The organism is Muricoccus pecuniae (genome assembly GCF_014199205.1).
In the GTDB taxonomy this organism is placed as follows: domain Bacteria; phylum Pseudomonadota; class Alphaproteobacteria; order Acetobacterales; family Acetobacteraceae; genus Roseomonas; species Roseomonas pecuniae.
The window spans coordinates 61,132-84,161 of sequence record NZ_JACIJD010000017.1 but is presented as its reverse complement, the minus strand read 5'-3'; the positions used below and the strand labels follow the sequence as shown (position 1 = coordinate 84,161).

Genomic DNA, 23,030 nt, shown 5'->3' with positions numbered 1-23,030 from the left:
CCTCGCATTGGCTTGAGCGGCGTGGCTCCCTGCCCCACATAGGAGCGGTTTCCTCCACGGTTCGGCGTGCCCATGCCCTCTCCGCTTCCGCGGCCCGCGGAGCTCCTCTGCTTCTCCCTCTACGCGGCCAGCCACGCGCTCGGCCGCGTCTACAAGCCGTTGCTTGAGCCGCTGGGCCTGACCTATCCGCAATACCTCGTCATGCTCTCCCTCTGGGACGAGGACGGGCAGACAGTGGGCGGGATCGGGGAGCGGCTGCTTCTGGAATCGAGCACGATCACACCGCTGCTGAAGCGGCTGGAAGCGGCCGGGCTAATCGCGCGGAGCCGCGACACGTTGGACGAGCGCGTGGTGCGCGCGCGCCTCACCCCGGCGGGCGATGCGCTGCGCGAGCGGGCGCGCGACATCCCGCGCTGCCTCCTCGGCGCGACGGGGCTGGATGCCGCCGGCGCCGAGAGGCTTCGCGCGGAGCTGGACCGGATGCGCGCCGCGCTCCTCGCCGCCTCGGCCAGCCAGCCCCCGGGCTGACGGGCCCGCGGCCTCAGCCGCCCTCGGCCAGGATCGCGGCCAGTCCTTCCCGCCAGCTCGGATAGCGCCACTCGATCCCCAGCGCCGCCTTGGTCCGCGCATTCGCGACGCGCCGGTTCTCCGACCAGAAGGAGAGCGCCATGGGCGACATGCCGGCCCGCGCCTCCTCGAAGGGGATGCCGGGCGGCGGCTCGATCCCGAGCATCCGGGCCGCGCCCTCCGTCACCACCGCGCTCTCGGCCGGCTCGTCATCGGCGAGGTGCAGCACCCGTAGGCCCGGCGGGGGCGGCGCAGCGGCCGCGGCCAGCACGGCGCGGGCGATGTCGTCCCGGTGGATGCGGCCGAAGGCGTGGCCCGGCCTGAGAGTGCGGCGCGCGGTGCCGGCACGCAGGTCGTCGAGCACGCTGCGGCCGGGGCCGTAGATGCCGGCGCAGCGGAAGAGGTCCACCGCCGCGCGCCCCGCGAAGCGCCCCCATTCCCGCTCGGCCGTGAGGCGCCGGATGGAGCGGGGCTGGGTGGGGGCCGGCTCGGTGCCCTCGTCCACCCAGGCGCCGCCGCGGTCGCCATAAACGCCGGTGGTGGAGAGATAGCCGACCCAGCGCAGCGGCGCCGCCTCCAGCGCCGGGCGGTGGGCGGCGACCACCGGATCTCCCTCCTCCCCCGGCGGCGCGGTGACGACGAGATGGGTCGCGCGCCCGATCGCCGGCCCCGCCTCCGCGAAGGGGACGACCTCCACGCCCTCCGGTGCCCTCGCCCGCGCCGGGTCCCGCGCCGTGGCGGCGACGCGCCACCCCGCCGAGGCGCCCGCCCGCGCGATGGCGGCGCCGCTGAAGCCGAGGCCGATGACGAGGAGGTGCCGGTCCATCCCGCATCCATGGCGGGTCCCGCGGCGGAGGGCTAGATTGGCCCGGATGCAGAACACCCACCGCAACCCGCTGACCGGCCCCCTCGCCGCCCTGCTGGCGGTGGCCGTGCTGGGCGGCGGCTGGTGGTGGATGGAGGCCGGGCCGCCCGCGCCCGCCGCCGTGCCCGAGGCCGCGGAGGAGGTCCTGCCCCTGCCGCCCGAGCCGCCGCGCGTGGCGGACAGCCCGGATTACGAGGCCTGCCTCGCCCAGCTCCGCGACGACGCCCAGGGCGCGCTCCGCGTCGCCGAGGCCTGGGAGGCGCGTGGCGGCGGGGACGGGGCGCGCCACTGCTCGGCGCTCGCCATGCTGGCCCTGGGCGAGCCGGAGCGGGCGGCGGCGCGGCTGGAGGCGCTCGCCGGGCGGGCGGCGGTGGGCCCCACGGCCCGCGCGGCCGTGTTCGGCCAGGCCGGGCAGGCCTGGATGGTCGCGGGGCAGGCGGTGCGGGCGTACGGCGCCTTCACCCTCGCCCTGGCGCTCACCCCCGCCGATCCCGAGCTGCTGGTGGACCGGGCGATCGCGGCCGGCATCCTCGGCCGCCTCGCCGATTCCCTGGCCGATACGGAACGGGCCCTGGCCGTGGACGGGACGCGGGTCGAGGCCCTGGTGTACCACGCCGCGGCCCTCCGCCGGCTCGACCGCGTGCAGGAGGCGATGCGGGACGTGGAGCGGGCCCTGGCGCTCGAGCCCGGCAGCCCCGAGGCGCTGCTGGAGCGCGGCATCCTCCGCCAGCTCCAGGGCGACACGGCCGGGGCGCGGGCGGATTGGGAGAGCGTGGTGGCGGGCAGCCCGGACAGCGCGGCCGCCGACATGGCGGAGCAGAACCTCGCGCTGAACGCGGCGGGCCCGGCGCGGCGCTGAGGGCGGGTCCGGCCCGCGGCGCCGCCCGTGCGGAAGCGGCGCTAGAAGTCGAGGTCGGCGTAGTGCTGCGGGGGCGTCAGCCCGCTGACCCGATCGGCCAGGATGGGCCGGAAGGCCGGGCGGGACTTCACCCTGGCATACCAGTCCTTCACCGCGTCGTTCAGTGACCAGTCGATGTCGCCGACATAGTCGAGGCAGGAGAGATGCGCGGCCGCCGCGAGATCGGCCAGCGAGATCTGGCCCCCCGCGAGCCAGGCCCGCGTCTCGGCGAGCCAGCCGATGTACTCCACATGCGGCTTGAGGTTAGCGTAGCCCGCGCGCAGCGCCCCGCCATCGGGGTTGCCGAAGCCGAGGTTCCGCTTGAGCTGCCGCTCGAAATAGAGGTTGCGCGTCACCTCGCGGTCGAACTTCACGTCGAACCAGGCGACGAGGCGGCGCACCTCGGCCCGCTCCGCATGGGTGCGGCCGAGGAGCGGCGTGTCGGGATAGGCTTCGTCGAGATACTCGCAGATGGCGTAGCTGTCGGCGACGACGAGGCCGTTCTCCTCCTCCAGCACGGGCACGGTGCCGGCGGGGTTCATCGCCAGGAACTCCTCCCGCCGGTCCCAGACGCGCTCGACGCGCATCTCATAGGGAATGCGCTTCTCGTTCAGGGCGAGGCGCACCTTGCGGCAGGCGGGGGAGAGAGGGAGGTGATGGAGGATGCGCACGGTGGCCGCTCTTTGCCACCCAGGGCGCCGCGCCGCAAGGGAGGGAAAAGGTGAAGAAAGGTCGCCATCCCCTTGTTGTGGCGATGTTTACGACCCCGTTACAGAGAGTTCATGACGGGGGCCGGACGTTTCCGCCGGCCCCCGCCAAGCCTATTCGGCCGCCATGAGCTGGTCGTTCATGGGGCGCGGCAGCAGCTTGGCGTAGTCCTTCGGCACGACGTGCCAGAAGGAGCCGCGCTCATCCGCCCAGTCGTTCAGGATGCGGGCGGCGAGGCGCGAGCCCGTCTCCTTCGCGTGGCGGGCGATGAGGTCGCGCAGCACGCCCTCCCAGTGAGCCGAGCCCAGCCGCGCCCAGAGCAGCGTGTCGCGGTTAAGCCGGCGCTCAAAGGTGTTGTCCGCGTCCCAGACGAAGGCCTGCCCCCCGGTGAAGCCGGCGCCGAAGTTGTCGCCGACCGCGCCGAGGATCACCACCGTGCCGCCCGTCATGTACTCGCAGCCATTGGCGCCGATGCCCTCGACCACGCAGTTGGCGCCGGAGTTACGGACGGCGAAGCGCTCGCCCCCCTGCCCCGCCGCGAAGAGCTCGCCCGCCGTCGCGCCGTAGAGCACGGTGTTGCCGACGATGGTGTTCTCCTCCCAGACGAAGTTGGCCGAAGGTCCCGGGCGGACGACGATGGTCGCGCCCGAGAGGCCCTTGCCGACATAGTCGTTGGCGTCGCCCAGCACCTCCAGCTTAAGCCCCTGCACGCCGAAGGCGCCCAGCGACTGGCCGGCCGAGCCGCGCAGCCGGACCGTCAGGTGGCCGGGCTGGAGCCCCTTCATCCCGTACTGCCGCACGATCATCGAGCTCGTCTTCGTGCCGATCGCGCGGTGGGTGTTCTGGATGTTGTACTGAAGCTGCATCTTCTCGCCGCGGGTGAAGAGCGGCTGGGCGTCGCGGATCATGTCCGCGTCCAGCGTCTCCGGCACCTCGTTGCGGCCCTCGAGCGTGCAGTGGGCGGGGTGGCCGCCGGCATCGGCCTGCACCAGCAGCGGGTTCAGGTCGAGGTCGTCGAGGTCCTCCGCGCCGCGGGAGACCTGCCGCAGCAGGTCGGTGCGGCCGATGATGTCCTCGAGCTTGCGGAAGCCGAGCGAGGCCAGGATCTCGCGCACCTCCTCCGCCACGAAGGAGAAGAGGGAGATCACCTTCTCCGGGCTGCCCTCGAACTTCGCGCGCAGCGCCTCGTCCTGCGTGCAGACGCCGACGGGGCAGGTGTTGGAGTGGCACTGCCGCACCATGATGCAGCCCATCGCGACGAGGCTGGCCGTGCCGATGCCGAACTCCTCGGCGCCGAGCATGGCGGCCACCACCACGTCGCGGCCGGTCTTGATGCCGCCATCGGTCCGCAGCTTCACCCGGTGCCGCAGCCGGTTGAGCAGCAGCACCTGATGCGTCTCGGACAGGCCCATCTCCCAGGGCAGGCCCGCATACTTGATCGAGGTGACGGGGGACGCGCCCGTGCCGCCGGAATGGCCGGAGACGAGGATGGCGTCCGCCTTCGCCTTGGCGACGCCCGCCGCGATCGTGCCGATGCCCGAGCGCGAGACGAGCTTCACGCAGACGGTCGCGTCCGGGTTGATCTGCTTCAGGTCGTAGATGAGCTGCGCCAGATCCTCGATCGAGTAGATGTCGTGGTGCGGCGGCGGCGAGATGAGGGTCACGCCCGGGGTGGAGTGGCGGAGCCTGGCGATCAGCCCCGTGACCTTGAAGCCCGGGAGCTGCCCGCCCTCGCCGGGCTTGGCGCCCTGAGCGACCTTGATCTCGATCTCGCGGCAGTTGTTCAGATACTCCGCCGTCACGCCGAAGCGGCCGGAGGCGATCTGCTTGATCGAGGAGTTGGCGTTGTCCCCGTTCGGGCGCGGCTTCGCCCGCTCGGGATCCTCGCCGCCCTCGCCGCTGTCGCTCCGCGCGCCGATGCGGTTCATGGCGATGGAGAGCGTCTCATGCGCCTCGGGGCTTAGCGCGCCAAGGGAGATTCCGGGCGCGAGCAGGCGCTTGCGGATCTCCGTGATGCTCTCGACCTCCTCCAGCGCGATGGGCTTGGCCACGCCATCGCGGAAGTCCAGCAGGTCGCGCAGCGCGACGGCGGGCTGCTGCTTCACGGCGTGGCTGTAGCGCCGGTAGGTCTCGTAGCTGTCCGTGTCCACCGCCTTCTGCAGGAGGTGGATGAGGCTGCCCTCGAAGGCGTGCGCCTCGCCGCGGCGGCGCAGCTTGTAGAGGCCGCCGACGGGCAGCACGACCGTGCTCGCATCCCAGGCCGCCCGGTGCATGTCGAGCACGCGCCGAGCGATGCCGGAGAGGCCGATGCCGGAGATGCGGGACTGCGTGCCCGGGAAGAACTCCGCCACCAGCGCGCGGGAGAGCCCGATCGCCTCGAAGTTCATGCCGCCGCGATAGGAGGAGAGCACGCCGATGCCGATCTTCGACATCGTCTTGAGCAGGCCCTTGTCGATCGCCTTGCGGTACTTGGCGACGCACTCCTCCAGGCTGAGGCCGGGGAAAAGGCCGCGCCGGTGCCGGTCCGCGATGCTCTCCTGCGCGAGATAGGCGTTCACCGTCGTCGCGCCCGCGCCGATCAGCACGGCGAAGTAGTGCACGTCCATGCACTCGGCCGAGCGGATGTTGAGGCTGGTAAAGGTACGGAGCGAGTGCTTCACGAGATGCGTGTGCACCGCGCCGACGGCCAGGATCATCGGGATCGCGGCGCGCTCGGTCCCCTGCGCCTCGTCGGAGAGGATGACATGGGCGTGGCCGGAGCGCACGGCCTCCTCGGACTCGCGCCGGATGCGCTCGATGGCGCGGCGCAGGCCGGGCTCGCCCTCGGAGACCGGGAAGGTCGCGTCCACCTCGGCGGCGGTGCGGCCCATATAGGCGCGCATGGCGGCGAACTCGGCGTTGGACAGCACGGGGCTGTCCAGCATGAGCATGTCGCACTGGCTCGGGTCCTCGTCGAGGATGTTCCCGAGATTGCCCAGCCGCGTCTTGATCGTCATCACCCGCGTCTCGCGCAGGCTGTCGATCGGCGGGTTCGTCACCTGCGCGAAGGCCTGGCGGAAGTAGTGGTGCAGGCCCCGGTACTGGCGGGAGAGCACGGCGATGGGCGTGTCGTCGCCCATGCTGCCGATCGCCTCGGCGCCCTCCTCCACCATGGGGTGCAGGATCGCCTCCAGGTCCTCCAGCGTGTAGCCCATGGAGAGCTGGCGGCGGCGCAACGCCTCGCCCTCCAGCACCGCCGTCTCCTGCGCGTCGGCCTTGACGATCTCGTCGATGCGCGTGGTGCGGCGCGTCCAGTCGCCCCAGGGCTTGCGGAAGGCGAGCATGTCCTTCAGCGCGGCGTCGTCGTAGAAGCGAGCGTCCTGCAGGTCCACGCCGATGCACTGGCCCGGCCCGAGGCGGCCGCGGGCGAGGATCATGTCCTCCGGCACGCGGACCATGCCCGTCTCGCTGCCCACCACGAGCATGCGGTCGGCCGTGATGGTGTAGCGCATGGGGCGCAGCCCGTTGCGGTCGAGGCCGGCGACGACCCAGCGGCCGTCGGTCGCCGCGATGGCGGCGGGACCGTCCCAGGGCTCCATCACGGCGTTGCAGTAGAGGAAGAGGTCGCGATGCGCCTCGGGCATGGTCGCGTTGCTGCCGATGCTCTCGGGGATCAGCATCGCCTTGGCCATGGGTGCGTCGCGGCCGGCGCGCACCAGCAGCTCGAACACGTTGTCCAGCGAGGCCGTGTCGGAGTTGCCGGCCTGCACCACCGGCTTGATGTCGTCCATGTAGGAATCGAGCAGCGCGTGGGAGAGCCGGGTCTCGTGGCTCTTCATCCAGTTCACGTTGCCATGGACCGTGTTGATCTCGCCGTTATGGGCGAGCACGCGGAAGGGCTGGGCCAGGCGCCAGGTCGGGAAGGTGTTGGTGCTGTAGCGCTGGTGGTAGATCGCGAAGCGGCTGACGAAGCGGGGGTCCAGCAGGTCGGGGTAGAAGACCGTCAGGCTCTCCGCCAGGAACATGCCCTTGTAGATGATCGAGCGGCAGGAGAGCGTGCAGAGATAGAGGTCGGGGATCTGCGCGGCGATGGCCTGCTTCTCGATCCGGCGGCGGATGACGTAGAGGTCGCGCTCGAACAGGTCCTCCTCGCGCCCCTCGGGGTCGTAGATGAGGATCTGCTCGATCTCGGGGCGCGTCGCGTTCGCCTTCTCGCCGATGCAGGTGACGTCGATCGGCACCTGGCGCCAGCCATAAATGCCGTAGCCCGCGACGAGGATCTCGGTCTCGACGATGGAGCGGCAGCGCTCCTGCGCGCCGAGGTCGGACTTCGGCATGAAGACCATGCCGACGCCGATGCGGCCCGGGCGCAGCCTGTCGCCGCCATGGGCCACGACCTCGGCGAAGAAGTCCTGCGGGATCTCCACATGGATGCCCGCGCCGTCGCCCGTCTTGCCGTCGGCATCCACGGCGCCGCGGTGCCACACGGCCTTCAGCGCGTCGATGCCGGCCTGCACCACCTCGCGGCGCGCGACGCCGTCCAGCGCCGCGACGAGGCCGACGCCGCAGGCATCGTGTTCGGTGATGTCGATATGGGCCGCGTCGCGCAGGGTGGCCGCGTTGCGGAGGTGTTCGGAGACGTAATCGCTCATTGCTGTTCCCCCGCTCACTCGGCGGCCTGCGGCACGGTCTCGCGCGCCTTCACGTATTCCGCGATGCGCTCGGCCACGTCGCGGCCGTCGCGGATTCCCCACACGACGAGCGAGGCGCCGCGCACGATGTCGCCCGCGGCGAAGACGCCGGGAAGGTTCGTCATCATCGTGCGCCGGTCCACCGCCAGCGTCCCCCAGCGGGAGACCTTCAGCGCGGGCTCGTTGAACATCACGGGCAGGTCCTCGGGATCGAAGCCGAGCGCCTTGATGACGAGGTCCGCGGGCTCGACGAAGGAGCTGCCGGGGATGGGCTCCACCTGCTGGCGCCCGGTGGCGTCGGGCAGGCCGAGATGCATCTTCGTGACGCGCACGCCGGTGACGCGCCCCTCGCCCTCGAAGCCCTCGGGCGCGGTGAGCCAGGAGAAGCGCACGCCCTCCTCCTCGGCGTTGTGCACCTCGCGCATGGAGCCAGGCATGTTCGCCTTGTCCCGCCGGTAGAGGCAGGTGACGGAGGCCGCGCCCTGGCGGATGGAGGTGCGGAGGCAGTCCATCGCCGTGTCGCCGCCGCCGATGACGACGACGCGCTTGCCCTCGGCGCTCAGCGCGCCGCTGTCGAACTCGGGCACCGCATCGCCCAGCCCCTTGCGGTTAGAGGCGGTGAGGAAGGTCATGGCGGGAACCACGCCCTCCAGCTCCGTGCCGGGCACGGCGATGTCGCGCGCCTTGTAGACGCCGGTCGCGATCAGCACAGCGTCGTGCTTCTCGCGCAGCTCGGCGATCGTCACGTCGCGGCCGACCTCGCAGTTCAGGTGGAAGACGATGCCGCCCTCCTCGAACTGCGCGGTGCGGCGGGTGATGACGTCCTTCTCGAGCTTGAAGTTCGGGATGCCGTAGATCAGCAGCCCGCCCGCGCGGTCGTAGCGGTCGTAGACATGGACCTGCCAGCCCTGGCTGCGCAGGCGCTCCGCGGCGGCGAGCCCGGCCGGGCCGGCGCCGACGATGCCCACCGAGTGCTCCAGCTCGCGCACGGGGCGGGGCGGCTTGACCCAGCCCTTCTCCCAGGCGGTGTCGTTGATGTAGCGCTCCACCGCGCCGATCGTGACGGCCTCGAAGCCCTTCTCGATGACGCAGTTGCCCTCGCAGAGCCGGTCCTGCGGGCAGACGCGGCCGCAGATCTCGGGGAAGGTGTTGGTGGCGGAGTTGACCTCATAGGCCTCCTCCAGCCGCCCCTCGGCCGTCAGCTTCAGCCAGTCCGGGATGTTCTGCTGCAGCGGGCAGTGGACGGAGCAGAAGGGCACGCCGCACTGGGAGCAGCGGCTGGCCTGCTCGGAGGCGCGCGCGGGGTCGAAGCGCTGGTAGATCTCGTCGAAATCCTCGCGGCGGATGGTCGCCGCGCGCTTCTCCGGCGTCTGCTGGGAGAGGCGAACGAATTGGAGCATGCGCTCGGCCATGGCGCGATCCTTGAGCTCGGCGGGGCTTGGCGGGAATGAGCCCCCTTGCGGCGACGGTGCGAGACCGCCCGTTCCGGCGGCGTTTTGCCATGCGTCCGGGCACCACGCGAGCACAAATGCGCCGTTAAGTCAGAACATCTGACCCAATTCCCGCCGGGTTCCGCCGGTGGTAGTTAAGAAAAGTTCTCAACCGCCCGCAACAAGGTCCGATCCGGACCTAGCTGGTCGGAACCGAGATCTGGCGCTGCCCGCCTCGCCGGAACCGCCCGAGATAGGCGGGCAGGATCGCCTCCATCGTCGTCGGCTCCACGCCGAGGTCCCGCAGGCCCGGCGCGCCCTCGGACACCACGTTGTCCCGCTTGAGGAGCAGGAGCTGGTCCTCGGTCAGCGGGGGGTTGGGCATCCAGGAGGTGAGCTTGGCCTGGAAGCGCGCGAGCCCCTCCGGGAGTTCCACAACCCGGCGGCGACGGCCGATGATGTCCAGCATCTCCTCCATGAGGGCCCGGAAGGTCACGGCGCGCGGGCCGCCCAGCTCATAGGTGCCGCCCGCGGCCTCGCCACGTTCGAGCGCGGCGAGCACCGCATCCGCCACGTCCCCGACATAGACGGGCTGGAACCGCGTCCCTCCTCCGACCACGGGCAGGAAGGGCAGCAGGCGCGCCATGCCGGCGAAGCGGTTGAAGAACCCGTCCTCCGGCCCGAAGACGATGGAGGGGCGCAGGACCGTGGCGCCGGGAAAGGCCGAGCGCAGGGCGGCCTCCCCCTCCGCCTTGCTGCGGGCATAGAGGCTGGGCGAGGCGGGATCGGCGCCGATGGCGGAGATGTGGACGACGCGCTGCACCCCGGCCGCGGTGGCGGCGCGGCCGATCCGGCCGGGGAGCGCGCCCTGGATTCGCCCGAAGTCCCCCTCGCGCCGCTCAGCCAGGATGCCGATGGTGTTGACCACCACCGTGGCGCTCGCGACGGCGGCAGCGACATGCGCGTCGTCGAGCGGGCCGGACTGGAAGGGCACGATCTGGCCGACCAGGCCCTGCGTCATCAGCGGCCGCGCCGCCTCCGGCGCGCGGGTGACAACCCGCACGACATAGTCGGCATGCGCGAGCCGCTGCACGACATAGCGGCCGATGAATCCCGTCCCGCCGAACACCACCGCCACACGACGCGCCATGACCACTTCCTTGCCTTGAGTCCCCCCGAAACTTAGGCCCCCTGGCGAGGGGCGCAAATCATCCCCTCGAAATCCGGAGAAGGCGCCTTGACGGGCACCCCGCGCCCTCATAGAAGCCCGCCCACGCCGCCGCGAAGACGGAGGCGCCCGGCCCCCTTGCCCAGGTGGCGGAATTGGTAGACGCGCAGGTTTCAGGTACCTGTGACCGCAAGGTTGTGAAGGTTCGAGTCCTTTCCTGGGCACCATCTCCCGGCCGGTTGCCGGGGGCGTCATTCCGGTGGAGCGCCCCCTCTTGGGAACCACCCTCTTCATGCCGAATGCGAGAATCCACCTGCACCGCGGCGACCTGCCGGAGGGGCTGTCGCTCGGCCCCGTCGTGGCCGTGGACACCGAGACGATGGGCCTCAACCCGCACCGGGACCGCCTCTGCCTCGTGCAGCTCTCGGCCGGCGACGGCACGGCGCATCTCGTGCAGATCGTCCCGCCCCGGCTGGGCGGAACCGGCGCGGACTGTCCCAGGCTGCGCGCCCTGCTCGCCGATCCCGGCACGGTAAAGATCTTCCACTTCGCGCGCTTCGACCTCGCCATCCTGCGCCACGCGCTCGGCGTCGATGCGGCACCGGTGCGCTGCACGAAGGTGGCGGCGAAGCTCGTCCGCACCTTCACCGACCGCCACGGGCTGCGCGACCTCTGCCGGGAGCTGCTCGGCGTCGAGATTTCCAAGCAGCAGCAGACGAGCGACTGGGGCGCGGCGGAGCTGACGACCGAGCAGCTCGCCTACGCCGCTTCCGACGTGCTCCACCTGCACGCGCTGTGGGAGAGGCTGGAGGGGCTGCTGCGGCGCGAGGAAAGGCTGGAGCTGGCCGAGGCCTGTTTCCGCTTCCTGCCCCATCGCGCCGCGCTCGACCTGTTGGGCTATTCGGAGCCCGACATCTTCGACCATTGAGGCGCCTAGTGGTTCGCCCGATGGTGGCATGATTCTTGATAAGCGCTACCTTCAACCGCGTTGACCGCCTCGCGCCGGCACTCCATACAGGGGGCGTGAGCGCCCGAGCCCAATCGCCTGCCGACGCCGTGCCCGGCGGCCCAACGGGCCGTGGCGAGGCCGTTTCCGGCACCGGAACCGCCGCCGGCGAGCACCCGCCAGCGCCCGCGCCCGGCCTTTCCGCCTCCCTGCCGCGCGGCGATGGCGCGGACTGGCGGGAGCGGCCCGTGCCCTCCCGTGCGCGCCGCAGCTACACGCGCGGGGCGATCATCCGGCGCCGCGTGGCGATCCGGCTGCTGAAGGTGCTGCTGCCCGTGGGCGCGCTCGCGCTGCTCAGCGCCATCGTCCTCTGGCCCGAATTCGAGCGGACGGGCGAGAATGCCCGCCTCTCCTTCCGCCGCCTCAGCCGCGCGACGCCCGAATCCGTGCGGGTGGTGGACCCCCGCTACCAGGGCATCGACGAGCAGGGCCGGCCCTACAACGTGACGGCCTTCACCGCTTCGCAACAAGGCAGCACCAATATCGTGGACCTCGAGACGCCGAGGGGCGACCTGATGCTCTCGGGCGGCGGCTGGATGCTGCTGGAGAGCCGGGCCGGCCGCTTCGACCGGAACAACAACATCCTCGACCTCCGGGGAGACGTGACGATCTGGCAGGACGACGGGACCTTGATCGAGACCCAGGAGGCGAGGGTGGATGTGAAGGGCGGGAATGCGGAGGGCGACCGCCCCATCGCGGCCCAGGGAAGCTTCGGCACCGTGACCGGCGAGGGCTTCCGCCTGCGCGACCGCGGTGCCGTGGTGGTCTTCACCGGGAATGCCCGCGCGGTGCTGGAGGGCGGCCGGTGAGCCCCCGCCTCCCCGCCCTCGCGGCGCTGCTCGCCCTCGCGCTGCCGATCCCCACCCAGGCCCAGCCGCTCGACCTCTCCGGCGGCGGCCCGGTGGAGGTGACGGCGACCGACGGGATCGAGTGGCGGCAGAACGAGCAGGTCGTCGTCGCGCGCGGCAACGCCAAGGCCGTGCGCGAGGGGGTGACGGTGGATGCCGCCCGCCTCATCGCGCGCTACCGCCCGCGCGCCGGGAACCGCCCGGCCGAGGGCGCCGGCGGCGGGGACAGCCCGCTCTCGGGCGGGGAGATCTGGCGGCTGGAGGCGGAGGGCAACGTCCGCATCAGCAGCGCCACCGACACCGCCAAGGGCGACCGCGCCGTCTACGACATGGACCAGGCCGTGATGGTCCTCACCGGCCGGGACCTCAGCCTGACCACGCCGAACGACACGATCACCGCCCGCGACAGCCTGGAATACTGGTCCGCCCGCCGCATGGCCGTGGCGCGCGGCGCGGCGAAGGTGGTGACGGGCGACAACCGCCAGATCACCGCGGACACGCTGGTCGGCTACTTCCTGGAGCAGGCCCCGGCGGTGCAGCCCGCCGCCGCCCGGCCCCCGGCCCCCGGCGCCCCGGCCGGGTCCGCGCCGCGCCGCGTGCCCGGCGAGGGCTCGAAGCTCGACCGGGTGGAGGTCTTCGGCAATGTCGAGATCCGGACGGAGGCCGAGGTCGTGCGCGGGGACCGCGCCGTCTACAGCCCGGTCTCGGGCATGGCGCGGGTGCTGGGCAATGTCCGGATCACGCGCGGCCAGAACCAGTTGCAGGGGCAGGAAGCCATCGTGAACCTCCGCACCGGCGTCTCGCGCCTCGTCTCCGCGCCGGGGGGGCGCGTGCAGGGCCTCGTCCTGCCCTCCTCGGGCGGGGAGAACGCACCGGCCGCGGGCCGCCCGGCGCCGAACCCGGCCCCCGCGCAGGCTCCCGCGGGCGGAGGGCGCGCGCGATGAGCGAGGCCGTGCGCTCCCTGCCCGCCGATTCCGGCCTCGTCGCGCGCTCGCTCGGCAAGCGCTACAAGAAGCGGCCGGTGGTGAAGGGCGTCTCCCTCTCCCTCAGGCGCGGGGAGGCGGTCGGGCTGCTCGGGCCGAACGGGGCAGGCAAGACCACCACCTTCTACATGATGACCGGCCTCGTCCGCCCGGATGAGGGGCAGGTCTTCCTCGACGGCCACGACGTGACGATGCTGCCGATGTACCGCCGCGCGCGGCTCGGCCTGGGCTACCTGCCGCAGGAGGCCTCGATCTTCCGCGGCCTCTCGGTGGAGGACAACATCCGCGCCGCGCTGGAGGTGGTGGAGCCCAGCCGCGAGCGGCGGGACGGGATGCTCGATTCCCTCCTGGCCGAGTTCGGCATCTCCCATCTCCGCCGCGCCCCGGCGCTGGCCCTCTCGGGCGGCGAGCGACGGCGCTGCGAGATCGCCCGCGCCCTGGCCACCCACCCCGCCTACATCCTGCTGGACGAGCCGCTGGCCGGCATCGACCCCATCGCGGTGGGCGAGATCCGCGACCTCGTGAAGCACCTGAAGAACCGCGGCATCGGCGTGCTCATCACCGAGCACAACGTGCGCGAGACGCTCGCCATCATCGACCGCGCCTACATCCTGCACGACGGGCAGGTGCTGATGGAGGGCGATCCCCAGGAGATCGTGGCGAACGAGGCCGTGCGGCGCGTCTATCTCGGGGAGACCTTCCACCTGTGAACGCGGCCGGCGCCTTCCGCACCGAAGGGCCGGGACCGCGCCTCCGCCGCATGGCGGGGCCGCCGCATCACCCCGGCGCGGCGGTTGCGCCGCATCACCCCGGCGCGGCGGTTGCGCCGCCCCATGCCGACGCGGCGGTTGCGCCGCGATGGTGAGCCTCGCCCCGCGGCTCGACTTCCGGCAGACGCAGCAGTTGGTGATGACGCCGCAGCTGCGGCAGGCCATCAAGCTGCTCCAGTCCAGCAACCTCGAGGTCACCGCCTTCGTCGAGGAGGAACTGGAGCGCAACCCGATGCTGGAGCGCGAGGAGGGCAGCGCCCCCGCCGCGCCCGTCATCGCGGAGCCCGACTGCTTCGAGGCGGCCCTTTCCCCCAATCTTCCCGCCGAGGGCGCCACGCCGATCGAGGCGGACTGGTCCGCGGGCTATGAGAGCGGCGAGGCCCTCCTCCCGGCGTCGCGCGGCGCCCGCTCGGATTCCTGGGACGATGACGGGCGGAGCCTGGAGGAGATCGCGGGGGAGCGCCCGCGCTCCCTGCGCGAGCTGCTGGCCGAGCAGGCGCGGCTGGCCTTCGGCGACCCGAAGGAGCGGCTGATCGCGGGGCAGATGATCGCGCTGATGGACCCCGCCGGGCGGCTGGCGATCGCCGATTCGGCCATCGCCGAGGCGCTGGGCTGCGACCCCGCCCTCGTCTCCGGGGTGCGCGCCCGGATGCAGCGCTTCGACCCCACGGGCCTGTTCTGCGCCGACCTCCGGGAATGCCTGGCCGTGCAGCTCGCCGAGCTGAACCGGCTCGACCCCGCGATGCAGGCCCTGCTGGACAACCTGGACATGCTCGCCCGGCGGGACATGGCCGGGCTGCTGCGCGTCTGCGGGGTGGATTCGGAGGATCTCTCGGGGATGGTGGCCGAGATCCGCCGCCTGAACCCCAAGCCCGGCGCCCTGGCCGATGGCGAGCAGGCGCCGCTCGTCGTGCCCGACGTGCTGATGCGCCGCCTGCCCGACGGCACCTGGCTGCTGGAGCTGAACCCGGAGACGATGCCCCGCGTGCTGGTGAACCGCGGCTTCCACGCCACCGCCCGGACGGGCGCGCGTACGCGCGAGGACCGCGCCTTCCTGGCGGAGAAGCTGCAGGCGGCGAACTGGTTGGTCCGGAGCCTGGAGCAGCGGGCCAACACCATCCTCCGCGTCGCGGCCGAGATCGTGCGGCGGCAGGAGGGGTTCTTCCGCTACGGAGTCGGCCACCTCCGCCCCCTCATCCTGCGGGACGTGGCGGACGAGCTGGGCATGCATGAGAGCACGGTGTCCCGCGTGACGGCGAACAAGTACATCGCCACCCCGCGCGGCACGTTGGAGCTGAAGTACTTCTTCACCACCGCCATCGCTGGCACCCACGGGGGGGAGAGCTTCTCGGCGGAAGCCATCCGCCACCGCATCAGGCACATGGTGGATGCCGAGCGGGCGGAGAGCATCCTCTCCGACGACGCCATCGTGGAGCGGCTGCGGGCCGAGGGCGTGGACATCGCCCGGCGCACGGTCGCCAAGTACAGGGACGCGCTGCGGATCCCCTCCTCGGTCCAGCGCAAGCGCGAGAAATCTGCGCCCGTTCTCTGAAAGGGCTCTTCCAACCCGCCCGGGACCGGCTCAACCTCACCTATGTTACAAGTGTGAGAAGGGGTGCCGATCATGCAGATCACCATCGCCGGCAAGGGCGTGGACACCGGCGAGGCCCTGAAGACCCATGTGACGGACGGGCTGACGGCCGTCACGCGGAAGTATTTCGACCATGCGCTCGACGCGCACGTCACCTTTCGCCGGGACCGCGCCTTCTTCGCCTGCGACATCAACCTGCGCGCCGGGCGCGGCCTGAACATGCGGGCCGAGGGCGAGGGGCCGGACGCCCATCGCGCCTTCGCGGATGCCGCGGAGCATATCGGCAAGCGCCTGCGCCGCTATCGCCGCCGCGTGAACGACCACGCCCGCAGCATGGCCGAGGAGCGCGACCCGCTGACCGAGATGGCGCGTGATGTCGTGCTCCGAAATGACGAGCAGGAGGAGGCCGGCGCGGAGCCCGTGCCGGAGACGGTGGTGAGCCCCGCCGCCTACACGGACGGCGCCGTGGTGGCCGAGCGGCCGACCGAGATCAGCCGGCTGACCGTGCCGGAGGCGGTGATGCGGCTGGACCTCGCCCAGGACCCCGTCCTGATGTTCCGCAACCGCGAGACGGGCGTGCTGAACGTCGTCTATCGCCGGGCCGACGGGCATGTCGGCTGGATCGACCCGCCACGGGCCTGAAGCCGCGCGGGCGCGGGGAGGAGGCCCCTCCCCGCGACAGACGCTTCAGTGCCAGACCTCCTCAGTGAACGAGGACCGGCGCCATCTCGTGCTGAAGGATGGCGGCGATGGCCAGGGCGGCGTTGGGCGCGGCGCCGATGGGGGTGCCATCGGCCGCGTGGATGGCCACGGCCTGGGTGCCGTTCACGGTCACCGGCCGGATATAGGCCATCTCCTGCGCCCCGAAGCGCGCCCAGTCGAGCGCGGAGAGGTCGCGGAGGGTGGGACTCGGGGTCGGGTTCATCGGGATCTCCTCACCCGCAGCCGGAATGGCCTGCGGAGCTGTAACGCCCGTTCCGCCCCCCGGTTCGGCGGGGCTTCTCGGGCGGGGATGGATTGGGGTACCCGGAGGCACCCGATCATTCAGGCCTGGCCGTCGACCATGGGGCGGGTCTTGCCGTTGATCTGGATCGTCCGCACCCGCACTTCGGGCTGCGGGCGGCGCAGCTCGACATGCAGCAGCCCGTTGTCGAGCCAGGCGCCCTCGATCTCGATGCCCTCGGCGATGACGAAGGCGCGCTGGAACTGCCGGGCCGCGATGCCGCGGTGCAGGAAGATCCGGCCGTCCGAGTCGTCCTTCTGGCGGCCGCGGATCACGAGCTGGTTGTCCTCCTGGGTGATCTGGAGGTCCTCCATGGCGAAGCCCGCCACGGCCAGGGTGATCCGCAGCCGGTCGGCCGCGGTCTGCTCGATGTTGTAAGGCGGATAGCCGTCGGACGACTTCTGCACGCGGTCGAGCATCTGCTCGAGGTGGTCGAAGCCGAGGAACAGCGGCGATCCGAAGACCGGCGAACGGGTCATGCTGCGGCGTCCTTAGGAAGCGAGGCCACTCGGGCCGGCCCATGGAGGCACCGGCCCAGGGCGAATATCGGCGAGGCCGCGCCCTGTTACAAGGAGGTGGCGCCAGGAGGGTGGCGCCAGGAGCGCGGCGGCGAGTTCCGCCGGCGGGCGTTCTGCCCTACATGCCGCCGGGAGTGCCCGCCTCCGGGCCGCCCCCAGGCCGAGCGATGAACGACGTCCCCCTCCTCCCCATCCTTCTCCATCCCGATCCCATCCTGCGCGCCAAGGCCCGGCCCGTGGCCGAGGGCGATGCCGACCTCGTGCGGGCGCTCGCGCCCCGGATGCTCGCCACGATGTACAAGGCGCCCGGCATCGGCCTCGCCGCCCCGCAGGTGGGCGAGAAGCTGCGGCTGGTGGTGATCGACCTCCAGCCGGACGACACCCCCTCCCCCATGGTGCTGGTGAATCCCGAGATCGTGGCGGCGAGCGAGGAGCGCGCGGTGCGGGAGGAGGGCTGCCTCTCCATCCCCGGCCAGTACGCCGATGTCGAGCGGCCGGCCCGGGTGAAGGTGCGCTGGCGCGAGCTGGACGGGACGCGGCGCGAGATGGAGGCGGACGACCTGCTGGCCACCTGTCTCCAGCACGAGATCGACCACCTGGACGGCGTGATGTTCACCGACCGCCTGGGCCCGCTGAAGCGGAACATGCTCATCAAGAAGTTCCTGAAGGAGCAGAAGCTGAAGTCGCGGGAGGCGATGTGACGAGGGAAGGCGGGCGCCTCCGGCTGGCCTTCATGGGCAGCCCGGCCTTCTCCGTGCCGGCGCTGCGGGCGCTGCACGCGGCCGGGCACGAGATCGCGGCCGTCTACGCCCAGCCGCCCCGCCCGGCCGGGCGCGGGCAGCGCGAGACCCCCTGCCCCGTCCACGCCGCCGCGCTGGAAATGGGCCTGACCGTACGGACCCCGGCGCGGGTGCGGCGCGAGACGGCGGAGCACGAGGCCTTCGCCGCGCTGGAGCTCGATGCGGCAGTGGTCGTCGCCTACGGGCTGATCCTGCCGAAAGCGATGCTGGACGCGCCCCGGCGCGGCTGCCTGAACATCCATGCGAGCCTCCTGCCCCGTTGGCGCGGCGCGGCGCCGATCCACGCGGCGGTGCTGGCGGGCGATGCCGAGACGGGCATCACCATCATGCGGATGGACGAGGGGCTGGACACCGGCCCCATGCTGCTGCGCGAGGCGACCCCGATCGGCCCCCGCGAGACGACGGTGGAGGTGCATGACCGCCTTTCCGAAATGGGCGCCCGGCTGATCCTCCGCGCCCTCGACGAGGACCCGCCCGCCACCCCCCAGCCCGGGGAGGGCACGACCTACGCCCCCAAGCTCGGCAAGGAGGACGGGCGGCTGGACTGGTCCCACCCCGCCCCGGCGCTGGACCGGCGCGTGCGCGCGATGACACCCTGGCCCGGCGCCTTCACGGCGCTGAACGGGGAGCCGCTGCGCGTCCTCTCCGCCGAGCCCGCCCCGGGCGGGGGAGCCCCGCCCGGCACCGTGCTCGATGATTCCCTGCTCGTCGCCTGCGGCGAGGGCACGGCGCTGCGCCTCACCCGCGTGCAGCGCGCCGGGCGCGGGGCGATGGAGGCGGCCGCCTTCCTGCGCGGCACGCCCGTCCCGCCCGGCACGGTGCTCGGCTAGGATGCCGCGCTACGCCCTGCTGATCGAGTATGACGGCACCCCCTTCGTCGGCTGGCAGCGGCAGAAGGACGGGCTCTCCGTGCAGCAGGTGCTGGAGGAGGCCGCGGCGCCGCTGAACGGGGGGGTGGAGCCGATCGTCGGCGCCGCCGGGCGCACCGATGCGGGCGTCCATGCCGAGGGGCAGGTGGCGGGGGTGGACCTCCTCGCCGACCTTCCGGTGGAGCGGGTGCGGGAGGCGCTTAACACGCGGAGCCGGCCGCATCCGATCTCCGTCCTCTCGGTCGCGCGCCCCTATGAGGAGTGGAACGCGCGCTTCTCGGCCGTCCACCGCACCTATCGCTACCGCATCCTCAACCGCCGGGCGCGGCCGGGGCTGGACCTCGGGCGCGTGTGGCACGTGCCGCAGCGGCTGGACGCGGCGGCGATGCACGAGGCGGCGCAGGGGCTGATCGGCCATCACGACTTCTCCGCCTTCCGCGCCGCCGCCTGCCAGGCGCGCGACGCGCTGCGGACGCTCGACCGGCTCGACGTCTCCCGGCTGGGCGAGGAGATCGTGGTGAGGGTGGAGGCACGCTCCTTCCTGCACCACCAGGTGCGGAACATGGTGGGGACGCTCGCGCAGGTCGGGCGCGGGCTGCGGCCGGTGTCCTGGCCCCGGCAGGTGCTCGATTCGCGGGACCGGCGGCGGGCCGGGCAGACGGCCCCGGCGGAGGGGCTCTGCTTCGTCTCCGTGCGCTACGAGCCTGGGCTCGAATGGCCGGCGTGACGCCGCGCGCGGGAGCCTAGCGCCGGTAGTCCTCGTCGCTCACCCTCTCCATCCAGTCCACCGGCGAGCCGTTGAGCTTCTCCTGGACCGCGATGTGGCTCATGGCCGTGGTCGGCGTGGCGCCGTGCCAGTGCTTCTCGCCCGGGGGGAACCAGACCACGTCGCCCGGGCGGATCTCCTCGACCGGTCCGCCCTCGCGCTGCGCCCAGCCGAGGCCGGTGGTCACGATGAGGGTCTGGCCGAGCGGATGCGTGTGCCAGGCCGTGCGGGCGCCCGGCTCGAAGGTGACCAGCGCCCCGGCGACCCGGGCCGGATCGGGCGGGCTGAACAGCGGGTCGATGCGGACAGTGCCGGTGAACCAGTCGGACGGCCCTTTGCCAGATGGCTGGGAACCCGCGCGCGCGATCTCCATCGCCCTCTCCTCTGCATGTCGTGACCCCCGGCGGGACTGTAAGGTCCCGCCGGGACGGGACCTTACAGTCCCGCTTGCGTCACGAACTTCGTGACGAGATAGGCTTCCAGCGCCTCCGACCCGCCCTCGGACCCGTAGCCGCTGTCCTTCACGCCGCCGAAGGGCACTTCCGGCAGGGCGAGGCCGAGATGGTTGATGGTCATCATCCCCGTCTCCACCTCCGCCGCGATGCGCTGGGCCGTGGTGGCCGAGCCGGTGAAGGCATAGGCCGCGAGGCCGAAGGGAAGGCGGTTGGATTCCGCCACCACCTCGTCGAAGTCCGAGAAGCGGTTCACCAGGGCCAGCGGGCCGAAGGGCTCCTCGTTCATCGCGCGGGAATCGAGCGGCAGGTCGGAGAGGACGGTCGGCTCGTAGAAGTAACCCTTGTTCCCGATCCGGTTCCCGCCCGCCTGGAGCTTCGCCCCGCGCCCGACGGCGTCCTGCACGAGCGCCTCGATGGTCGGCACGCGGCGCTCATTGGCGAGCGGGCCCATCGTCACGCCTTCCTCCATGCCGTTGCCGACCTTGATGGCGCGCGCGGCGGTGGTGAAGGTCTCCAGGAACTCGTCGAAGCTGCGCTCCTGGATGAGGAAGCGGGTCGGCGAGACGCAGACCTGGCCGGCGTTGCGGAACTTGGAGGCGGCGAGCGTCCTCGCCGCCTTCCCCACGTCGGCGTCGTCGAAGACGATGGCGGGGGCGTGGCCGCCCAGTTCCATCGTCGCGCGCTTCATGTGCTGGCCGGCCAGCCCCGCCAGCATCTTCCCCACGGGGGTCGAGCCGGTGAAGGTGATCTTGCGGATGACCGGGTGCGGGATGAGGTAGGCGCTGATCTCGGCGGGCACGCCGTAGACGAGGTTGATCACCCCCTTGGGGATGCCCGCATCGACGAAGGCGCGGATCAGCTCGGCCGGCGAGGCCGGCGTCTCCTCCGGCGCCTTGACGATGATGGAGCAGCCCGTGGCCAGCGCGGCCGAGAGCTTGCGGACCACCTGGTTGATCGGGAAGTTCCAGGGCGTGAAGGCGGCAACGGGGCCCACGGGCTCGCGCAGCACGAGCTGGTACACGCCCTCGGCGCGGGCGGGCACCACGCGGCCATAGGCGCGGCGGCCTTCCTCGGCCATCCACTCGATGATGTCGCCGGCGGCCAGCGTCTCCATCTTCGCCTCGGGCAGCGGCTTGCCCTGCTCGGCCGTCATCATGGCGGCGATGGCGTCGGCGCGGGAGCGGAGGATGTCGGCCGCCTTCCGCATCAGCCGGTAGCGCTCGAAGACCGAGGTCTTGCGCCAGGTCTCGAAGCCGCGCTGCGCGGCCTCCAGCGCCTCGTCGAGATCGGGGATGCCGGCATGGGCGACGGTGCCGACCACCTCCTCCGTCGCGGGGTTGATCACCTCGATGGTCTTGCCCGAGCGCGCGTCGCGCCACTCGCCGTCGATGTGGAGCTGGACCTTGGGGTAGTTCGACATGAAGCCGTGCGTCTCCGTCAGACAGATAGCTCGATCAGGAAGGGGCCAGGCCGGGCCATGCTCTGGGAGAGCAGGTCGCCCAGGGCTTCCAGGGTCTCGGCCCGCGCGGCCTCCACCCCCATTCCCCCGGCAAGCCTGACCCAGTCGAGGTCCGGATTGCCGAGGTCGAGCATGTTCATGGCCGTCGGCCCGGGATTGGCGCCGACGCCCGCATACTCACCGATGAGGATCTGGTACTTCCGATTGGACAGGATCACCGTCGTGACGGGCAACTTCTCGCGAGCCTGGGTCCAGAGGGACTGGAGCGAGTACATGGCCGACCCGTCCGCCTGGAGGCTGATCACCCGCCGGTTGCCGCCCGAGCCGATGGCCGCGCCGGTGGCCACCGGCATCCCGTCCCCGATCGCGCCACCGGTGAGCTGCAGCCAGTCGTGCCGGGGCGCGGCATAGGTCTCGGGGAAGAAGCCGCGGCCGTAGGAGACGCTCTCGTCGGAGACGATGGCGCCCTCGGGCATCAGCGCGGCGACCGTGCGGGCCAGCCCCTCGGGGGTCGGCGCGCCGCGCGCGGGCTCGGGGCGCGGGCCGGGATCGGGGATGGCGGCCTCCGGCGCGCCGAGCTCGTCGGCCAGGGCGGCGAGCGCGGCCTCGGCATCGCCCTCGAACCGGCTCAGCACATGCACCCCGGCTTCCGGCGGGTAGAGGGCGGAGGGCTTGCCGGGATAGGCGAAGAAGCCGACCGGCGCCTTCGCGTTCACCAGCACGATGTGGTCGAAGCCGGAGAGCCGCTCGACGGCGACGTTCACGACATAGGGCACGCGGTCGAGCTGCGGCAGCCCGCGCCCGCGGGTCATCCGGGCGTTCGAGCCCTCCGCCAGCAGCGAGGCGCCGGTCGCCTGCGCGATCCGCCATGCCAGCGCCTGCCCCCTCTCCCGCAGCGCGGCACCGCCGAGCAGGATGAGGACGCGCTTCCCCTCGCGCAGCACGCGTGCCGCCTGGCGGACCGCGCCGGGGTCCGGCGCCACGGGGCCGGGCACGGGGAGCGGCGCGGCCTCCTCCCCCCCCTCGTCCCAGGAGGAGTCGGAGGGGAGGATGAGGGTCGCTATCCCCCCCGGCGCGGTGCGGGCGGCCTGCACGGCCACCGCTGCATCCCGCCCGACATCGGCGGCGCGCGCGCTCGTCCGCACCCAGGCGGAGACCGGGCGGGCCCAGCCCTCGGTGTCGGCGGTCAGCGGCGCGTCGAAGGCGCGGTGATAGGTCGCGTGGTCGCCCACGATGTTGACGATGCCGCTGCGCGCGCGGCGCGCGTTGTGCAGGTTGCCCAGGCCATTCGCGAGTCCCGGGCCGCAATGGAGCAGCGTGCAGGCGGGCTTGCCGGCGAGGCGCCAGTAGCCGTCCGCCATGCCGGTGACGACGTTCTCCTGCAGGCCGAGCACGCAGCGCATGCCGGGGATCTGGTCCAGGGCGGCGACGAAATGCATCTCGCTCGTGCCCGGATTCGCGAAGCAGGTGTCCACGCCGGATGCCAGCAGTGTGCGGACAAGGCTGTGCGCGCCATTCACGTCGATCGACTCCCCCGGGGCAAAGGCGGCGCAGGTTGCGCGCGGCACGGGAGCGCCGCAAGCCGCCCCCTCTCACGCGGGCGCAGCCGCACCATCTCACGCGGGCACGGCCTCACCTCTCACGCGGGCACGGCCC

Annotated in this window: 21 protein-coding genes and 1 tRNA gene; 12 read left to right on the top strand and 10 right to left on the bottom strand. The window is 72.2% G+C overall.

Annotated features, from left to right (window positions below; all coding sequences use genetic code 11):
- Positions 1-72: 72 nt before the first annotated feature.
- Complete coding sequence (locus FHS87_RS17110; RefSeq protein ID WP_184520601.1) at positions 73-528, top strand: MarR family winged helix-turn-helix transcriptional regulator; 456 nt, start codon at positions 73-75, stop codon at positions 526-528.
- A 13-nt stretch (positions 529-541) separates the two neighbouring features.
- Here the strand turns inward: FHS87_RS17110 and FHS87_RS17105 are convergent, their stop codons facing one another.
- Positions 542-1,393, bottom strand: a complete 852-nt coding sequence (locus FHS87_RS17105; protein WP_184520600.1) for a Rossmann-fold NAD(P)-binding domain-containing protein — start codon at positions 1,391-1,393, stop codon at positions 542-544.
- A gap of 46 nt (positions 1,394-1,439) precedes the next feature.
- Between FHS87_RS17105 and FHS87_RS24295 the strand changes: the two genes are divergently transcribed.
- A complete protein-coding gene (locus FHS87_RS24295; RefSeq protein WP_184520599.1) occupies positions 1,440-2,291 on the top strand; it encodes a tetratricopeptide repeat protein in 852 nt (283 codons plus the stop codon).
- Between the two features lie 41 nt (positions 2,292-2,332).
- Here the strand turns inward: FHS87_RS24295 and fzlA are convergent, their stop codons facing one another.
- From fzlA to FHS87_RS17080, 4 genes are all read right to left on the bottom strand, one after another.
- Positions 2,333-3,001: an FtsZ-binding protein FzlA gene (gene fzlA, locus FHS87_RS17095; protein WP_184520598.1), complete on the bottom strand. Its 669-nt coding sequence runs from the start codon at positions 2,999-3,001 to the stop codon at positions 2,333-2,335.
- 150 nt (positions 3,002-3,151) lie between these two features.
- Positions 3,152-7,669: a glutamate synthase large subunit gene (gene gltB / locus FHS87_RS17090; protein WP_184520597.1), complete on the bottom strand. Its 4,518-nt coding sequence runs from the start codon at positions 7,667-7,669 to the stop codon at positions 3,152-3,154.
- A gap of 14 nt (positions 7,670-7,683) precedes the next feature.
- Positions 7,684-9,120 carry an NAD(P)-dependent oxidoreductase gene (locus tag FHS87_RS17085; RefSeq protein WP_184520596.1) on the bottom strand — a complete coding sequence of 479 codons (1,437 nt, stop codon included), beginning with the start codon at positions 9,118-9,120 and terminating at the stop codon, positions 7,684-7,686.
- Between the two features lie 217 nt (positions 9,121-9,337).
- Entirely contained in the window at positions 9,338-10,288 is a 951-nt protein-coding gene (locus FHS87_RS17080) for a complex I NDUFA9 subunit family protein (protein ID WP_184520595.1), read from the bottom strand.
- A gap of 158 nt (positions 10,289-10,446) precedes the next feature.
- On the opposite strand from FHS87_RS17080, the gene FHS87_RS17075 reads away from it, so the two are divergent.
- The 7 genes from FHS87_RS17075 (at position 10,447) to hpf (ending at position 16,146) form a co-directional block, all read left to right on the top strand.
- Positions 10,447-10,533: transfer RNA gene (locus FHS87_RS17075), tRNA-Leu, on the top strand.
- A 65-nt stretch (positions 10,534-10,598) separates the two neighbouring features.
- Entirely contained in the window at positions 10,599-11,234 is a 636-nt protein-coding gene (locus FHS87_RS17070) for a ribonuclease D (RefSeq protein WP_184520594.1), read from the top strand.
- 95 nt (positions 11,235-11,329) lie between these two features.
- On the top strand, positions 11,330-12,121 hold the full coding sequence (lptC, locus tag FHS87_RS17065) for an LPS export ABC transporter periplasmic protein LptC (RefSeq protein ID WP_312862034.1): 792 nt from the start codon (positions 11,330-11,332) through the stop codon (positions 12,119-12,121).
- Entirely contained in the window at positions 12,118-13,104 is a 987-nt protein-coding gene (locus tag FHS87_RS17060; RefSeq protein WP_184520593.1) for an LptA/OstA family protein, read from the top strand. The genes lptC and FHS87_RS17060 overlap by 4 nt, the downstream gene beginning before the upstream one ends.
- A complete protein-coding gene (gene lptB / locus FHS87_RS17055) occupies positions 13,101-13,853 on the top strand; it encodes an LPS export ABC transporter ATP-binding protein (RefSeq protein ID WP_184520592.1) in 753 nt (250 codons plus the stop codon). The genes FHS87_RS17060 and lptB overlap by 4 nt, the downstream gene beginning before the upstream one ends.
- A 148-nt stretch (positions 13,854-14,001) precedes the next feature.
- Positions 14,002-15,465 (top strand): RNA polymerase factor sigma-54, encoded by a 1,464-nt coding sequence (gene rpoN, locus FHS87_RS17050; protein WP_221300025.1) that lies wholly within the window; start codon positions 14,002-14,004, stop codon positions 15,463-15,465.
- 72 nt (positions 15,466-15,537) lie between these two features.
- Entirely contained in the window at positions 15,538-16,146 is a 609-nt protein-coding gene (gene hpf / locus FHS87_RS17045) for a ribosome hibernation-promoting factor, HPF/YfiA family (protein WP_184520591.1), read from the top strand.
- A gap of 61 nt (positions 16,147-16,207) precedes the next feature.
- On the opposite strand, the gene FHS87_RS17040 is transcribed toward hpf, so the two are convergent.
- Both FHS87_RS17040 and FHS87_RS17035 read right to left on the bottom strand, forming a co-directional pair.
- Positions 16,208-16,429 (bottom strand): DUF1150 family protein, encoded by a 222-nt coding sequence (locus FHS87_RS17040; protein ID WP_184520590.1) that lies wholly within the window; start codon positions 16,427-16,429, stop codon positions 16,208-16,210.
- Positions 16,430-16,548: 119 nt separating this feature from the next.
- Positions 16,549-16,986 (bottom strand): Hsp20 family protein, encoded by a 438-nt coding sequence (locus FHS87_RS17035; RefSeq protein WP_184520589.1) that lies wholly within the window; start codon positions 16,984-16,986, stop codon positions 16,549-16,551.
- A gap of 206 nt (positions 16,987-17,192) precedes the next feature.
- Between FHS87_RS17035 and def the strand changes: the two genes are divergently transcribed.
- Genes def through truA form a run of 3 tightly spaced genes read left to right on the top strand, consistent with a single transcriptional unit; the run spans position 17,193 to position 19,421 of the window.
- Entirely contained in the window at positions 17,193-17,726 is a 534-nt protein-coding gene (gene def / locus FHS87_RS17030; protein WP_184520588.1) for a peptide deformylase, read from the top strand.
- A 32-nt stretch (positions 17,727-17,758) separates the two neighbouring features.
- The gene (fmt, locus tag FHS87_RS17025; RefSeq protein ID WP_184520615.1) at positions 17,759-18,655 is read left to right on the top strand and encodes a methionyl-tRNA formyltransferase; all 897 of its coding nucleotides are present in this window, start codon (positions 17,759-17,761) and stop codon (positions 18,653-18,655) included.
- 1 nt (position 18,656) lies between these two features.
- Entirely contained in the window at positions 18,657-19,421 is a 765-nt protein-coding gene (gene truA / locus FHS87_RS17020) for a tRNA pseudouridine(38-40) synthase TruA (RefSeq protein ID WP_184520587.1), read from the top strand.
- 16 nt (positions 19,422-19,437) lie between these two features.
- On the opposite strand, the gene FHS87_RS17015 is transcribed toward truA, so the two are convergent.
- The 3 genes from FHS87_RS17015 to FHS87_RS17005 all read right to left on the bottom strand — a co-directional run bounded on the left by FHS87_RS17015 (position 19,438) and on the right by FHS87_RS17005 (position 22,942).
- Positions 19,438-19,833: a (R)-mandelonitrile lyase gene (locus FHS87_RS17015; RefSeq protein WP_184520586.1), complete on the bottom strand. Its 396-nt coding sequence runs from the start codon at positions 19,831-19,833 to the stop codon at positions 19,438-19,440.
- A 62-nt stretch (positions 19,834-19,895) separates the two neighbouring features.
- On the bottom strand, positions 19,896-21,335 hold the full coding sequence (locus FHS87_RS17010) for an NAD-dependent succinate-semialdehyde dehydrogenase (protein WP_184520585.1): 1,440 nt from the start codon (positions 21,333-21,335) through the stop codon (positions 19,896-19,898).
- Between the two features lie 17 nt (positions 21,336-21,352).
- A complete protein-coding gene (locus FHS87_RS17005) occupies positions 21,353-22,942 on the bottom strand; it encodes an acetolactate synthase large subunit (protein WP_456306619.1) in 1,590 nt (529 codons plus the stop codon).
- Positions 22,943-23,030 lie beyond the last annotated feature (88 nt).

Coding starts and splice junctions, on each gene's coding strand:
- FHS87_RS17110 (WP_184520601.1), top strand. CDS start 73: ATGCCCTCTCCGCTTCCGCGGCCCGCGGAGCTCCTCTGCTTCTCCCTC.
- FHS87_RS17105 (WP_184520600.1), bottom strand. CDS start 1,393: ATGGACCGGCACCTCCTCGTCATCGGCCTCGGCTTCAGCGGCGCCGCC.
- FHS87_RS24295 (WP_184520599.1), top strand. CDS start 1,440: ATGCAGAACACCCACCGCAACCCGCTGACCGGCCCCCTCGCCGCCCTG.
- gltB (WP_184520597.1), bottom strand. CDS start 7,669: ATGAGCGATTACGTCTCCGAACACCTCCGCAACGCGGCCACCCTGCGC.
- FHS87_RS17085 (WP_184520596.1), bottom strand. CDS start 9,120: ATGGCCGAGCGCATGCTCCAATTCGTTCGCCTCTCCCAGCAGACGCCG.
- FHS87_RS17080 (WP_184520595.1), bottom strand. CDS start 10,288: ATGGCGCGTCGTGTGGCGGTGGTGTTCGGCGGGACGGGATTCATCGGC.
- FHS87_RS17070 (WP_184520594.1), top strand. CDS start 10,599: ATGCCGAATGCGAGAATCCACCTGCACCGCGGCGACCTGCCGGAGGGG.
- lptB (WP_184520592.1), top strand. CDS start 13,101: ATGAGCGAGGCCGTGCGCTCCCTGCCCGCCGATTCCGGCCTCGTCGCG.
- rpoN (WP_221300025.1), top strand. CDS start 14,002: ATGGTGAGCCTCGCCCCGCGGCTCGACTTCCGGCAGACGCAGCAGTTG.
- hpf (WP_184520591.1), top strand. CDS start 15,538: ATGCAGATCACCATCGCCGGCAAGGGCGTGGACACCGGCGAGGCCCTG.
- FHS87_RS17040 (WP_184520590.1), bottom strand. CDS start 16,429: ATGAACCCGACCCCGAGTCCCACCCTCCGCGACCTCTCCGCGCTCGAC.
- FHS87_RS17035 (WP_184520589.1), bottom strand. CDS start 16,986: ATGACCCGTTCGCCGGTCTTCGGATCGCCGCTGTTCCTCGGCTTCGAC.
- def (WP_184520588.1), top strand. CDS start 17,193: ATGAACGACGTCCCCCTCCTCCCCATCCTTCTCCATCCCGATCCCATC.
- fmt (WP_184520615.1), top strand. CDS start 17,759: ATGGGCAGCCCGGCCTTCTCCGTGCCGGCGCTGCGGGCGCTGCACGCG.
- truA (WP_184520587.1), top strand. CDS start 18,657: ATGCCGCGCTACGCCCTGCTGATCGAGTATGACGGCACCCCCTTCGTC.
- FHS87_RS17015 (WP_184520586.1), bottom strand. CDS start 19,833: ATGGAGATCGCGCGCGCGGGTTCCCAGCCATCTGGCAAAGGGCCGTCC.
- FHS87_RS17010 (WP_184520585.1), bottom strand. CDS start 21,335: ATGTCGAACTACCCCAAGGTCCAGCTCCACATCGACGGCGAGTGGCGC.